Annotated in this window: 12 protein-coding genes; 8 read left to right on the top strand and 4 right to left on the bottom strand. The window is 63.8% G+C overall.

Features of this window, described 5'->3' with window-relative positions; translation table 11 throughout:
* Positions 1 to 2 precede the first annotated feature (2 nt).
* The 5 genes from AC1RBA_RS13325 to AC1RBA_RS13305 all read left to right on the top strand — a co-directional run bounded on the left by AC1RBA_RS13325 (position 3) and on the right by AC1RBA_RS13305 (position 5,608).
* Complete coding sequence (locus AC1RBA_RS13325) at positions 3 to 1,544, top strand: sugar ABC transporter ATP-binding protein (protein ID WP_492418589.1); 1,542 nt, start codon at positions 3 to 5, stop codon at positions 1,542 to 1,544.
* Positions 1,541 to 2,626, top strand: a complete 1,086-nt coding sequence (locus AC1RBA_RS13320) for an ABC transporter permease (protein WP_070289434.1) — start codon at positions 1,541 to 1,543, stop codon at positions 2,624 to 2,626. The genes AC1RBA_RS13325 and AC1RBA_RS13320 overlap by 4 nt, the downstream gene beginning before the upstream one ends.
* Complete coding sequence (gene yjfF / locus AC1RBA_RS13315; RefSeq protein WP_070289435.1) at positions 2,623 to 3,597, top strand: galactofuranose ABC transporter, permease protein YjfF; 975 nt, start codon at positions 2,623 to 2,625, stop codon at positions 3,595 to 3,597. Before AC1RBA_RS13320 ends, yjfF begins: the two co-directional genes overlap by 4 nt.
* A 4-nt stretch (positions 3,598 to 3,601) precedes the next feature.
* Complete coding sequence (locus AC1RBA_RS13310; protein ID WP_070289436.1) at positions 3,602 to 4,573, top strand: glycoside hydrolase family 43 protein; 972 nt, start codon at positions 3,602 to 3,604, stop codon at positions 4,571 to 4,573.
* A 93-nt stretch (positions 4,574 to 4,666) separates the two neighbouring features.
* Positions 4,667 to 5,608, top strand: a complete 942-nt coding sequence (locus AC1RBA_RS13305) for a LysR family transcriptional regulator (protein ID WP_070219038.1) — start codon at positions 4,667 to 4,669, stop codon at positions 5,606 to 5,608.
* A 115-nt stretch (positions 5,609 to 5,723) separates the two neighbouring features.
* On the opposite strand, the gene AC1RBA_RS13300 is transcribed toward AC1RBA_RS13305, so the two are convergent.
* From AC1RBA_RS13300 to AC1RBA_RS13285, 4 genes are all read right to left on the bottom strand, one after another.
* Positions 5,724 to 6,989: a DUF6445 family protein gene (locus tag AC1RBA_RS13300; RefSeq protein WP_492418586.1), complete on the bottom strand. Its 1,266-nt coding sequence runs from the start codon at positions 6,987 to 6,989 to the stop codon at positions 5,724 to 5,726.
* Between the two features lie 46 nt (positions 6,990 to 7,035).
* Positions 7,036 to 7,767: a hypothetical protein gene (locus tag AC1RBA_RS13295; RefSeq protein ID WP_492418584.1), complete on the bottom strand. Its 732-nt coding sequence runs from the start codon at positions 7,765 to 7,767 to the stop codon at positions 7,036 to 7,038.
* 175 nt (positions 7,768 to 7,942) lie between these two features.
* The gene (locus tag AC1RBA_RS13290; RefSeq protein ID WP_492418582.1) at positions 7,943 to 8,770 is read right to left on the bottom strand and encodes a hypothetical protein; all 828 of its coding nucleotides are present in this window, start codon (positions 8,768 to 8,770) and stop codon (positions 7,943 to 7,945) included.
* A gap of 85 nt (positions 8,771 to 8,855) precedes the next feature.
* The gene (locus AC1RBA_RS13285; RefSeq protein WP_492418581.1) at positions 8,856 to 10,244 is read right to left on the bottom strand and encodes a caspase family protein; all 1,389 of its coding nucleotides are present in this window, start codon (positions 10,242 to 10,244) and stop codon (positions 8,856 to 8,858) included.
* Between the two features lie 175 nt (positions 10,245 to 10,419).
* Between AC1RBA_RS13285 and AC1RBA_RS13280 the strand changes: the two genes are divergently transcribed.
* Genes AC1RBA_RS13280 through AC1RBA_RS13270 form a run of 3 tightly spaced genes read left to right on the top strand, consistent with a single transcriptional unit; the run spans position 10,420 to position 13,086 of the window.
* A complete protein-coding gene (locus AC1RBA_RS13280) occupies positions 10,420 to 11,184 on the top strand; it encodes a hypothetical protein (protein WP_492418580.1) in 765 nt (254 codons plus the stop codon).
* A complete protein-coding gene (locus AC1RBA_RS13275; RefSeq protein ID WP_492418578.1) occupies positions 11,181 to 12,206 on the top strand; it encodes a hypothetical protein in 1,026 nt (341 codons plus the stop codon). The genes AC1RBA_RS13280 and AC1RBA_RS13275 overlap by 4 nt, the downstream gene beginning before the upstream one ends.
* Before the next feature lie 28 nt (positions 12,207 to 12,234).
* Positions 12,235 to 13,086, top strand: coding sequence for a hypothetical protein (locus tag AC1RBA_RS13270; RefSeq protein WP_492418576.1), 852 nt, complete (start codon positions 12,235 to 12,237; stop codon positions 13,084 to 13,086).
* The last annotated feature ends 1 nt before the right edge of the window (position 13,087 follow it).

The raw sequence follows: 13,087 nt of genomic DNA, 5'->3' as shown, positions 1-13,087 counted from the left end.
GCATGATGAACACGCAAGCGCATCACACTGCCGCGCCAGCTCCCTTGCTGGAGTTGCGCGGCATCAGCAAAGCCTTTCCCGGCGTCAAAGCCCTCAGCGATGTTGCCCTGCGCCTGTATCCGGGCGAAGTGCACACTTTGATGGGGCAGAACGGCGCGGGAAAGTCGACCCTGATCAAGGTGCTGACGGGCGTCTACACGCCCGACAGCGGCCAGATTCTGTTTGACGGCAAGCCCATCGCCCCCGCCTCCACCTCGGATGCGCAGGCGCTCGGCATCAGCACCGTGTACCAGGAAGTCAATCTGTGTCCGAACCTGTCGGTGGCGGAAAACATCTTTATCGGCCGCTACCCGCGCCGTTTTGGGGCTATCGACTGGCGTGCCATGCAGCAACAGGCGCGTGCCTTGCTGCAGCAATTGCAGATCGATATCGATGTCACGGCGCAACTGTCCAGTTTTCCGCTGGCCATCCAGCAAATGGTGGCCATTTCGCGCGCGCTGAATATTTCTGCCCGCGTGCTGATCCTCGACGAACCCACGTCCAGCCTGGACGAGGCGGAAGTCCATCTGCTGTTTTCCGTGCTGCGCCGCCTGCGCGAGCAGGGCATGGCGATCCTGTTCGTGACGCACTTCCTCGACCAGACCTACGCCATTTCCGACCGCATCACGGTCATGCGCAACGGCGAGCGCGAAGGCGAATACGCGTGCAGCGAACTGTCGCGCCTGGCGCTGGTGAACAAGATGATCGGCGTGGCGGCCGATACCGTGGCGCAAGAGCTTGATCTGGCGCAAGAAGCGGGCGCCGCCAGCTTCGGCCCGACTGTGCTGGAAGCAACAGGACTGGGCCGCAAGGGCGCCTTGCTGCCCATGGATTTCCACATCCGCCAGGGTGAATTGCTGGGCCTGGCGGGTTTGCTCGGTTCAGGCCGCACGGAACTGGCGCGCTTGCTGTTTGGCGCAGACAAGGCGGACTCGGGCACGATCACCATGCATGGCCAGCCGCGCCAGTTCGCCGTGCCGCGCGACGCGATTGCCCGCGATATCGGTTTTTGCTCGGAAGACCGCAAGCACGAGGGGGCGATTTTGTCGCTGTCCGTGCGCGAAAACATCATCCTGGCCTTGCAAGCCCGTACGGGCTTGCTGCGCGCCATCCCGTTCAAACGCCAGCAGGCGCTGGCCGACGAATATGTGAAAGCGCTGGGCATCAAGACGGCCAGCATCGAAACGCCGATCGGCAGCCTGTCGGGCGGCAATCAGCAGAAGGCCTTGCTGGCGCGCTGGCTGGTGACCTCGCCCGCCATGCTGATTCTCGACGAACCGACGCGCGGCATCGACGTGCGCGCCAAGCAGGAAATCATGAGTTATGTCAGCAAGCTGTGCCGCAAGGGCATGGCGATTCTGTTCATCTCGTCCGAATTGCCCGAAGTGCTGCGCTGCAGCGACCGTATTGTCGTCATGCGCGACCGCAAGGCCTGCGGCGACTATGCGCGGGGCGAGCTCGATGACAGTTCCGTGCTGCAAGTGATTGCCGGAGAGACAGCATGAGCATGACCACACCGTCGCCCGCCACCCCTGCGGCGCGGGCGGCTGCCACCACGGATTCTTCCATTGTGCATACCGTTTTACACCACCCCCTGAGCCGGCCCCTGGCCGCGCTGTGCTTGCTGCTGCTGGTCGATCTTTTTGCCATCCCCGGCTTTTTCCATCTGGAAGTGCGCGATGGCCACCTGTACGGCAGCGTGATCGACATCGTCAACCGCGCCGCACCGCTGATGCTGGCCGCGCTGGGCATGACCCTCGTCATCGCCACGCGCGGCATCGACATTTCCGTGGGCGCCGTCGTGGCCCTGTCGGGCACCGTGGCCGCCATGCTGATCGGCGGCACCATGGTGATGGACAACGGCGTGCCCACTTACGTCAGCAACATCCCCATGGGCTGGGCCCTGGCGGCGGCGCTGGGCGCGGCCCTGCTGTGCGGCGCCTGGAACGGCGTGCTGGTGGCTGGCCTGGGCTTGCAGCCCATCGTCGCCACCCTGATCCTGATGGTGGCGGGGCGTGGCCTGGCGCAATTGCTGACCGATGGCCAGATCGTCACCGTCTACTATCAGCCGTTCTTTTTCATCGGCAGCGGCTACCTGTTCGGCTTGCCGTTCTCCCTGTTCCTCGTCGCGGCCGTGTTTATCATCACCGCCGTGCTGATGCGGAAAACCGCTTTGGGCCTGTTCATCCAGGCCGTCGGCATCAACCCCGTCGCCGCGCGTCTGGCCGGCATCCGGACGGCGACATTGATTTTCTTTGTCTACGTGTTTTGCGCCGCCTGCGCGGGCTTGTCGGGCTTGATGATCAGCTCGAACATCAAGAGCGCGGACGCGAACAATGCGGGCCTGATGCTGGAACTCGACGCCATCCTGGCCGTCACCTTGGGCGGCACGTCCCTGGCCGGCGGCAAGTTCAGCTTGGTCGGCAGCATGATAGGCGCGCTCATCATTCAGACCCTGACCTACACGATCTATTCGCTCGGCGTGCCGCCCGAAGTGAACATGGTCGTCAAGTCGGTCGTCGTCTTCCTCGTCTGCCTGTCGCAATCGTCGGAATTCAAGCAATTGCTGCATCGGAGAAAAGCATGAAGGGCTTGCTGCACACCCCGTATTTCACCTCGCTCGTCACGGTCTTGCTGCTGGTGGTGATGCTGGGCCTGGGCGGCGCCGCCTATCCGGGCTTGCTGTCGACGCAAGTGATCTTTAACCTGTTGATCGATAACGCCTTTTTGCTGGTGATCGCCGTCGGCATGACCTTCGTCATCGTTTCCGGCGGCATCGACCTGTCCGTCGGTTCCGTGTTGGCCCTGTCGACCATGATCGCCGCCTGGCTGCTGAACGTGGCGCACTGGCCGCCGCTCCTGGTGATCGTCACCGTGCTGGCGCTGGGCACCGTGTTTGGCGCCGGCATGGGCGCGCTGATCCATTATTTCAAGTTGCAGCCCTTCATCGTCACCCTGGCCGGCATGTTTTTGGCGCGCGGACTGTGCTATTTGATCAGCATCAACTCCATCACCATCGACGATCCGCTGTTCGTCGCCATGTCGCAGACGCAACTGGGCTTTCTCGGCGGTTTTGTGTCGCCCGGCGTCGTCATCGCCGTGCTGACCCTGCTGCTGGCCATCTGGCTGGCGCACGCCACGCCGTTCGGCCGCGCCGTGTATGCGATCGGCGGCAATGAGCAGTCGGCCCTGATGATGGGCTTGCCCGTGGGCCGCACCAAGGTCTTCATTTATGCCTTCAGCGGCTTTTGTGCTTCGCTCGGCGGCGTGCTGTTTTCGTTCTACATGCTGTCCGGCTATGGCTTGCATGCGCAAGGCACGGAACTGGACGCGATTGCCGCCGTCGTCATCGGCGGCACCCTGCTCAGCGGCGGCTACGGCTATGTGGCGGGCGCCCTGTCCGGCGTGCTGGTGCTGGGCACCATCCAGACCCTGATCGCCTTCGACGGCACGCTCAGTTCGTGGTGGACCAAGATCGTCATCGGCGGCCTGCTGTTCGTCTTTTGCGTCGTGCAAAGACTGATGGCCATGGGCCAGAAAAATACCAACGGGAGTTAATCTGATGTTCAAGCAACACACACGTGCCGCCATCGGCATGGCGGCGGTGCTCGCCTGTGCGGCATGCGGCGCGCAGGCGGCCAACCCCATCGTGAAAAATATCTACACGGGCGATCCGGCCGCGCTGGTCGACAATGGCAGGGTTTATCTGTACGTGGGTCACGATGAAGCGAGCGCCACGGATACGGATTACCGCATGAACGAGTGGCGCGTGTATTCCTCGTGCGACATGGCGAACTGGACCGACCACGGCTCGCCCGTGCGCTTTTCCACTTTTGCCTGGGCCGGCAAGGATGCGTGGGCGGGCGACATCGTCAAGCGCGGCAGCAAGTATTATTTTTACTCGACCGTCGACCATAAAACCATCCCCGGCAAGGCCATCGGCGTGGCCGTGTCCGACAGCCCCACCGGCCCCTTCGTCGACGCGCGCGGCAGCGCCCTGATCACGAATGACATGACGAAACAGACGGCGATCCCGTGGGACGACATCGACCCGGCCGTCTTCATCGATACGGATGGCCAGGCCTACATTTATTGGGGCAACACGGTCTTGAAATACGCCAAGCTCAAGGCCAACATGACGGAGCTCGACGGTCCGATATTGACCTTAGGCATGGATGCGTTTACGGAAGCGGCCTATATGCACAAGCATGCGGGCACGTATTACCTGTCGTACTCGCGTAACTTCCCGGAAGAAACGGCATATTCGACGGGACCCACGCCCACGGGGCCGTGGCATTTCCGTGGCGCCATCATGGACAAGAATGCCGTCGTGAAAACCATCCACCAGGCCATCATCGAGTTCAACGGCAAGTCCTACATCTTCTATCACAACGACAAGTTGCCCGGCGGCGGCGAATACCGGCGCTCCGTGGCCGTGGAAGAGCTGAAATACAAGCCGGACGGCACGATCGAATTCATCCAGCAAACGGCTGGCCCGGCCGCCAACCCGAGCGCCGCCTGCAAGGCATCGTGACCGCTCGTTGACGACGCTCAAAAAGGAGACACACCGATATCAATAAGATCGATATCAGTGAGAAACTGATATCGATCATGATATGATTTATTCATGGATACCCTCAACCCCAACTGGTTCTTGCGAGCCCGCCTGAAGACGCGGCAATTGCTGCTGTTGATCGCCCTTGACGAGCAGCGCAACATCCATCGCGCGGCGGAAGAATTGCACATGACGCAGCCGGCCGCGTCCAAGCAAATCAAGGATCTGGAAGAGATGCTGGACGTGCGCCTGTTCGACAGGTTGCCGCGCGGCATGGAGCCGACCATCTACGGCGAAACGATGATACGCCACGCGCGCATGGCCCTGACGAGTCTATCCTTGGCGCATGACGACATCGTCGCCCTGAAGTCAGGCCTGACGGGCCAGGTGGAAGTGGGCGTCATCATGACGCCGGCCATGGCCTTGCTGCCGCGCGCGATTGCCCGCATCAAGCAGCAGGCGCCGCTGATGCGCATCGGCGTGCACCTGGAGCACAGCAATACCCTGATGGACATGCTGCAGCACGGTACCCTGGATTTCATGATCGGGCGCATCCTGGAAAAGGAAAGCAGCGCCGGCCTCATCTATGAAGAATTGACGGAAGAGCCGGCCAGCGCCGTGGCGCGCAATGGCCATCCGCTGCTGTCGCGCAAGAATCTGCAATTGAAGGACCTGGCGGCCCAGCCGTGGATATTGCCGCCGCAAGGCAGCATCCTGCGCCACCGTTTCGACATGATGTTCCGCCGCGCCAGCCTGGAGCCGCCCGTCGACGTGGTCGACACGACGGCCTTGCTCTTGATCACGTCATTGCTGCAGCAGACGGATTCCCTGCACGTGATGCCGACGGAAGTCGCCCATTACTATGAATCGCTGAACGTGCTGAGCATTTTGCCCATCGAGCTACCGTGCAAGATGGATGCCTTCGGCATCATCCGCCAGCAGGATCATTTGCTGTCGCCGGGGGCGGATATGTTGTTGAAAGCGGTACGGGCGACGGCCGCCGACATGTATTGACCCGAGGCGGTGGTTGTGTCGGATTACGCGTTCCGCTAATCCGACCTACGCATGGTCCGGTGACTGGTAGGTCGGATTAGCCCGCAGGGCGTAATCCGACAATTGCCCGTTACGCCTAATCCGGCACCTCAAAGAAAAACAGCTGCACCAATCGTCCATTTTCCGGCGTGTCGCCAAACACATTGCTGATCGAGTGAAAGTAGTGGCCCTTGTACACGATCAACCGGTTGTGGCGCATCGGCACTTCCAGCAGCGCTTGCCAACTGTCGCGCTGTTCCTGTAAGTCGTTGAATTTCTGTACTTTACTGTTCGGCAGCCAGCGTTTCTGGAAATCCTTGAAGCTGGCGTAGCCGCCCGCTTTCACGTCCGCCTCGGGCAATCGCCGGTACCAGCCGCTGGGCTGGTGGCGCCAGAACGTGGTGCCGCCCTGGCACTGTTCGGGCGGGTTCAGATACAGCACGCCCGCATAGAAATTGAAGTTATTCCCCGTCTCGTTGTCCACGTGGATATCCGTGCGCGCCATCGCGTCCGCATAGCTGAGGCGATACGAGCCATTGTCGGGCGAAATGAAACGGATGGGGCGGCCCAGCGCCGTGGCGATGCGCTCCATGATGGCTTGACTGGGCTGGCCCGCCGTCTGGCTGCCCGGATAATTCTGTCCCGCATAGCGCTGCTGCTCGAACGGCAGCGCCAGCGCCTGCGCGCGCCAGGCGGCCGGATCGGGCAGGAAATCGTCGAGGATGTGCAGGTCGGTTTCACGGATAAAATCGTGCAGGGTGTCCGCGACATTGAGCGGCGTCAATGTTTCTGCCTGTTCCGCTTGCGGACTGGCAAAGCCGATGCAGCACGTTTGCGCCAGCGCCGGATGCAGCGCCAGGGCTTGCGCATAGCGGGCCAAGGCCAGTTCCTGCTGTCCCGTGCGGTAATACAGTTCGGCCAGGCCCTGCAGGGTTTGCCAGCGCTGGGGGCGCAGGGCGTGGGCACGTTCCAGTTCCGCGATGGTCTCCATCAGCCGCTGTTTCCCCATCAGCAATTCGGCATGGCTGATGGCGAAATCGTGTTCGTGCGGCGCCAGCCGCGCCGCCATGGCGTAGCTGGCCAGCGCCGCCTCGCTGTCCGTGCCGCGCAGCACGTTGCCGAGGTTGTAGTGGAACAGAGGGTTCTCCGGCTGCTGCCTGAGCGACAGTTTCAACAGGCCCAGGCCGAAGGCGCCCTGGCCCAGTTCCAGCATCGCCAGGCCCTGGAAATGCTGCGCTTCGGCCAGGGCCGGGTCTTGTTGATACGCGGCCTGGTAGGCGTTGATCGCTTCGATCAGCTTGCCTTGCTGCTGCAGTTGCCGGCCCTTGGCCAGCTGTTGTTCCGCCAGTGTCTGTTCGCCCATGTCGCTATCCCGATGCAATGTGGCGAACAGTGTAACCGAGCTCGTTCTACAGTGCCTGGCTGACAGGAATTTCCTGCCCGTTCAGCTTGATCGCCACCTTGACGATCTGCGCCTTGACCTGGTTGCTGGCCATGTCCGCTTCCTGGGCGTAGGCGTACACGATGATGGCGAAATCCTTGTAGCCGCTGCGCGCCGCCTCGATCTTGCGCGCCGCGTCCTGGTCCACCTTCAGCAGCGCGTAGCCGTCGCCGTTGGTAAATGCCAGCTTGTAGTCGCCGTTGTCGTACATGTAGTAATACGTGCCCGCTTCGGCGAACTTGGCGGGGAAGGCGGCCTTGTCCATCGCGTACGGCGACAGCGCGCCCTGGCCGTTGATCTGATAGCGCAGGTAGCGTTTCGTCTTCGCTTCATTGACCTTGGCGTCGATCTGCGGTTTCAGCGCGTCGAGCACTTCCTGCTTGCGGAAGGCGTCGTTGCTGCCCGCATATTCGCGCGAGACGCGCTGCGCCACGGCCGCATAGTCGGGCGGCACGCCGGACAGGGCGATGTAGCTGTACATCAGCTGGTTGCCGCTGGTGATGTCGACATAGCTGGCGCTTGGCGTGGCCGGGTCCGCTTGCGGCAGGCTGGCGGCCGCCGCTTTTACCTGGGCCTTGGCAGCCATGTCGGCCACGCTGGTGGCGGGCGCCGAGGCCGCAGGCGTTGCATGGTCGGAAGGCTTGCCGCAGGCAGTCAGCAGGACGGCGATGGCGAGCAGAGCGGGCAGGGTACGGTGCATGATATTTCCTTTAAGATCAGTTAAAAGGTAGTGTCGGTTTTAATTTTTAGGGTTGTGAAAGTCACGGCAGCGCTGAAAACCGTAGCGAGCAAGCCCAATGCCGGGTTGAGTAGCGGAACCGTACTTTATGTACGGTGAGCAACGCCGACCCGGAAGTGGGCTGCGCAGTAGGTTTTCAGTGCTTGCCTCCTAAGCGTTTGTATTCGCCTACGCCGTAAGCGGCCAGGACAATGCTGGCCGCCAGCACCAGGTAAAAGCCGATGCCGAACGACAGCCCCTGCCACACTTGTCCCAGCATTTCGCTGGCCATCTGTTCGGCCATGCGGGCCGCGCGGCTGCCCATGATGCCGCCCATGGCGTTGCCCGCGTCGCTGACGGCGCCCTTGATCTTGATGAACAGCAAGCTGCTGTGGACGATGATGAACAGCAGCGGCGCGCACTTGCCCAGCGCCGCTTTCGGGTGGTTGCTGGCCATGGTGGCGCAGCAGGCGGCAATGGCCAGCAGGAAGAAGAATTGGGCCGAGGTAAAACCGCTGCCGCCATCGCGGGCAAAACTTTCCAGGCTGTCGGCGGACAGGCCCAGCAGCTGCCAATAGGTGCGCGAGACGGAGGCGAACAAACGGATGCCGATGGTGTTGAAGATGAAGGCGCCGGCGATCAGCACGCCCAGGCTGGCCAGCACCTGGATGCCGAGCGCCGAGACGGCCCGGCCCCACAGTTGCTGGCCCTTGTCGCGCGCCAGCTTGGCGGCACCGGCCATGTCTTCCTGGGCCAGTTGCTGGGCGGGAATGGCCGTGACGGTGGCGAGGCCGCCGGCATCATCGAAGCGCACGTCGACGACGGCGTTGATGGCGGGCGCCACGTCCGAGCGCCAGTGGGTGGCCACGTCGAAGGCATGCTGGATGCCGGCCACGCTGACGGAACCCTGTCCGCTCGGTTGATAGGCGAGGATACGGCCCCGTTGGCCGGTGGTAATGGTTGCTGCCGGGCTGGATGTGTGCATAAGATTTCCCTGGTCACTGTCATGCTGTATTGCATGTACCCACGGATAACGGGGGCAGTTCAGGGAAATCCAAAATTATTTGCAATTATTTTTTCGGTGGCTGTAATACGTCCTTGGCGGCGCCCTGGTAATCCTTCATCAAGCCCATGAAAGCGTCCTGCAAATGGCGGGCCGCATCCTGCGGCGGTGCGCCCGTGCGCCGCGCCAGGTCGAATTTATACGCATGGGCGGGGCTGTAGCCGGCTTGCGAGGCGGCGTCCAGCAGCACGCCCGCCCGTTTCAATGACGCCGGGTCACCCTTGACCATCAGCAATTCGGCCAGGTAGGTTTGGGCGATAGGAAAATCTTTCGCGGCCGCCTTTTCCAGCCATTGCATGCCCGCCTTCGGCTGTTTTATTCCCGCATCGCCGCCGCCGATGCCGTAGCCGAGCGCCGTCAGCGCCACCAGATCGCCGCCCCGTGCGCGCTTTTCCAGCTGCTGGCGGGGAAACGGCCGTGCCGCGATCTGCATGCGGATTTCATAGTTGATGTCTTGCAGCACATTGCCTGGCCACACCTTGGCCCCCGGTGCGGCCGGCTTTTCCACCGCTGGGGCAGGCGCCGGGACCGGTGCGCGCATGCCGCCCTGTCCTTGCGCGCCGGCCAGCACGCTGGCTGGAGGCTGGCTGACGCCTTTGCCGCTGCCCATGTTCAGCACGAGGCGCGCCGACGTTTCGCCAAATGACACGCGCGGTTTTTGCACGTCGTGCGTCATGGTGGCGACCCTGGCCGCCACTTGCGAGAACACGTCGCTCATCGGCAGACCCGGGGCGTCGAGCGCGTCGAGCAGGGCGCTGGTATACGGGCTGTTGCGCGAATCGGGCGACCAGAAATCGCGCGCCAGGGCGCCGGGACCGGCAGAATAGGCGATCACCACGCCGCGTGGCGCTTGCGTGTCGGCAAAGCCGTGGCTGGCCGCATTGCCGCCGCCAGGGACCATCACGGCGCCGCCGCGCGTATATTCCTGGCGGCAAGCGTCGAGGATCAGCACAGCGCCGCGCGCGCCCGTGCGCTGCAGGTCGCCCGCCAGGCTGGAGACGGACACGCCCTGCGCGGCGATGGCCGCCGCATTCAGCGTATTCATGTTGGCGCCCAGCGGCAACACATAATTGGTTTCGCCCGCCTGTGCGCCGTGGCCCGCGTAAAACACGAGGGCGATATCGGCACCGCGCGCCTGCGTGGAAAACTCGGCCGACGCCTTTTGCAGCTGTTGCGCATTGATGTCCGTGCGCAACAGCACTTCAAAGCCCAGGCGGCGCAGGCGCTCGGCCATGGCGCGCGCATCGTTTACGGGGTTCAATAGCGGCTGCGGATAGGCCGCGTTGCCGATCACCAGGGCGATGCGCTTGCCGGGGGGCGCAGGCGCGGCGGCGTGCGCGACGTTGCTGAGCAGTAAAAAGAACAGGCTGAAAAACAGGGGAATCAGGCGTTGCATCGGGGTCTCGGGGATTGTCGTGAAAGTAACAAAAGTTAGCGATTTTTACTGTGATATGAGAAAATTGCCTAAATGCATTTTACCTTACTGACAAGTTTCTCTTGTCTGGCCAGCGCACGGTGGGTATCGCCGCCGGCCAGTGGCGCGTGCCGCCCAACACACGATCGGACCGGCTTTGCAATCGGAACAATTTGAACGGATTCATGACTTCTGGACGCGCCGCCAGCGGCTGACACAAGGCGAACTGGGCGAGTTTTACCAGCGCGTCATTGCCGCGCTGACGCCGTGCCGCCCGCGCGAGACGGCCTCGCTCGGCGACTCGCTGGCCGACTTGCGCCACCAGTTCTTCATTGAAAAAGTCCTGCACGGCGACAGCGACGCCGCGCCCCACCACGTCGGCGCCTTGTACCTGTACTTCAAGCGCTTCATCATCGACCAGCTGCGCAAACAGCGCGATGACGACGACGCCGATGCGCAGGAGGGCTGCGACTTGCAGGCGCCCGACGCCTATGCCGCGCCGCTGCGCGACTACCAGTTGACTCCGGCATCGGTGCGCGAAGCGGCCGACGTTTTTATCGCCACCTTGCCCCGCGATTTGATCTTGCTGCTGCGCCATTGCGGCTGCGGCGGCATGCCCGTCAAAGAACTGGCCGAGCAGATCGCTTCCGCGCATTATCACGGCGGAAAATTAGGCCTCGTGCACCGGCAGAAGGGCGAGCCCGCCAGCGCGGGACGGCAGATCGTCGAGCCGGCCCACCGCGCCACCTTGCTGGGCAGCTGGGTCTTGACCCTGCTCAAGCTGCGCGTGGGCGATGCGCTGACCGCGCGCGACCTGCAGGCGGCGCAAATAGTTTTGGATATTCTGTGCGTGGCCGCGTTATCCCTGCACATGGACCCCGTGTCCACCCACCCGAACCCTGATGAAAGGCCACCGGCATGACTGCATTGACGCCCTCGCTGGCCATCGTTGCCGCGCGCCTGCCATCGCCGCGGACTTCCGCCGAGCTGCTGGACGCGGACGTGGCGGGTACTCCCCCCGACTGGCGCGGCATTGCCGTGCCGGAGCACTTGATGGAACGCTTTGCGCGCCGCAGCGACGCGGCGCCCTTGGTCGGGCGGCCCATCGCGGGCGGACAAATCCACCTGCTGGCGCGTTGCCCCGGCTTTGGCGCCGTGCTGCTCGACGCCTGGGACAGTTCGGGACAGCGCTGGCGCGGCTGGCTCGTCACGCCCGATACCGCGTATGCGGATGCCTGCGGCCTCGTGGTCGAGGAGCGCGACGCGCCCGCCGACCCCCGCGCGGGCCTGGTGCTGTGCGACATGCCCGTGACCGTGGCCGTGACGGACCTGGGCGCCTGTCTGGGCGTGTTCAGCCAGGAGCGCCTGCAGGCGGCGCGCTGGCTGGAGCTGCATGGCCGTTCCAATGGGGCCACGGCGGCGCCCGGCGTGATCGCCCGCGTGGCCTTGCCCGGCGACGATTACGCCTTGACGGGCACGCCCCTGTCGAGCGAGCTGGGCAAGGATGGCCGCGTGGCGTACCGGCAACTGCTGCGCCAGGGGCTGCAGCAGTTGCAGATCGCTTCGGCCGATGCCGCCGCGCCACAGTTGACGCCAATCAAGGCGGCCAATGCGAACCGCTGGCTGAAAATTGTCACGGCCGTGGCCGCCAGCGTGATGGTGGTGCAATCGGCGTGGCTGTTCCTGCCGAAAGATCAGGCTGTCGTCGGCAATGCGGAATTCCGCAGCGGCAGTGGCAGCGGCGTCGAGACGGGCGTGCGCACGCGCGTGCTGTTCCGCGCCGAGGCGACGGAGGCGGAGATCCGCACCTGGCTGCAGCGCGAGCAGCTGGAAATCGTCGCCGGGCCGGACACCCTGGGCGCCTTCACCGTGCTGTCGCGCAACCGCCAGAAAGTCTTGCCGCCGCCAGGCCCGGGCAATCCGCTGGCCGTCATCAATCCCTGAATCCTGAAATAAGAGAAAGTTATCGAGCATGACAACGTATAAGAGTTTTGCATCCGCGCACTGGCGCACACTGGCCATGGGTGTGGCCGCCGGCATCCTGCTGACGGGTTGCGCCATGACGCCGAACGGCCGTGGCGGCGTGATGATGGGCCTCGATACGGCCGAGCTGTTCGGCACGCCGCTGTCCACCTTCCGCCTGCGCGACGGCACGGAAGGCACCTTGCGCAAGGATCCGCAAGGCAAGTATTCGATCAAGCTGTCGCAGGCGTTTCGCGTCGTGCCGCTGGCCAACGCGATCACGGCCCGCGTGGCGCGCGTGGAAAACGTGGGCGAGCGCACCGTGGTGATCGTGGAAACGCAGGAGCGCGGCTGCGCCTACCGCTATGAAGTGCTGGCTTTCCAGGGCACGGACGTGCTGCAGTGGACGGTGGGCAATTGCAAGGACCGCCCCCGCGTGGAACTGGCGGCGGACGCGAAATCGCTCAATATCGACTTTCCCAACTACAACCGCCTGTCGCGCATGATCTACACGGACAACCGCCTGCTCAACGCCAGCGTGGCCGTGCCGCCCGGCGTCGATACCCGCGCCCAGCCGTTTGCCGACGACGGCTTGCGCGGTACCGGCCCCGTCATCGCCGTCACGCCCGGCAGCGACAGCGGCCGCGTGATTCCCGCGCCGCCGGCCCCGGCATCGGCCCCGGCCGCCGCGCCGAAAGCGGGCAGCCGCGCCAGCGCCAAGCCGCGCCGCCAGGAAACTCCGGCCAGGGCGGCGGCACCCGCCATCAGCGTGCCCGCCCCGCGCGGTGCCGCGCCGGCGGCCGCGCCGATGATCTTCCAGGCTGAAGAGATCAAGCCCGTCGTCATCGATCTGAGGAAATAAG

The organism is Janthinobacterium sp. GW823-FHT03B06, from assembly GCF_058796955.1.
The sequence above is the reverse complement of the archived record's forward strand: the minus strand, read 5'-3'. Positions and strand labels throughout refer to the sequence as shown.

Excerpts from the sequence above, each read along its gene's own strand:
- AC1RBA_RS13325 (WP_492418589.1), top strand. The coding sequence starts at position 3 with ATGATGAACACGCAAGCGCATCACACTGCCGCGCCAGCTCCCTTGCTG.
- AC1RBA_RS13320 (WP_070289434.1), top strand. The coding sequence starts at position 1,541 with ATGAGCATGACCACACCGTCGCCCGCCACCCCTGCGGCGCGGGCGGCT.
- yjfF (WP_070289435.1), top strand. The coding sequence starts at position 2,623 with ATGAAGGGCTTGCTGCACACCCCGTATTTCACCTCGCTCGTCACGGTC.
- AC1RBA_RS13310 (WP_070289436.1), top strand. The coding sequence starts at position 3,602 with ATGTTCAAGCAACACACACGTGCCGCCATCGGCATGGCGGCGGTGCTC.
- AC1RBA_RS13305 (WP_070219038.1), top strand. The coding sequence starts at position 4,667 with ATGGATACCCTCAACCCCAACTGGTTCTTGCGAGCCCGCCTGAAGACG.
- AC1RBA_RS13300 (WP_492418586.1), bottom strand. The coding sequence starts at position 6,989 with ATGGGCGAACAGACACTGGCGGAACAACAGCTGGCCAAGGGCCGGCAA.
- AC1RBA_RS13295 (WP_492418584.1), bottom strand. The coding sequence starts at position 7,767 with ATGCACCGTACCCTGCCCGCTCTGCTCGCCATCGCCGTCCTGCTGACT.
- AC1RBA_RS13290 (WP_492418582.1), bottom strand. The coding sequence starts at position 8,770 with ATGCACACATCCAGCCCGGCAGCAACCATTACCACCGGCCAACGGGGC.
- AC1RBA_RS13285 (WP_492418581.1), bottom strand. The coding sequence starts at position 10,244 with ATGCAACGCCTGATTCCCCTGTTTTTCAGCCTGTTCTTTTTACTGCTC.
- AC1RBA_RS13275 (WP_492418578.1), top strand. The coding sequence starts at position 11,181 with ATGACTGCATTGACGCCCTCGCTGGCCATCGTTGCCGCGCGCCTGCCA.
- AC1RBA_RS13270 (WP_492418576.1), top strand. The coding sequence starts at position 12,235 with ATGACAACGTATAAGAGTTTTGCATCCGCGCACTGGCGCACACTGGCC.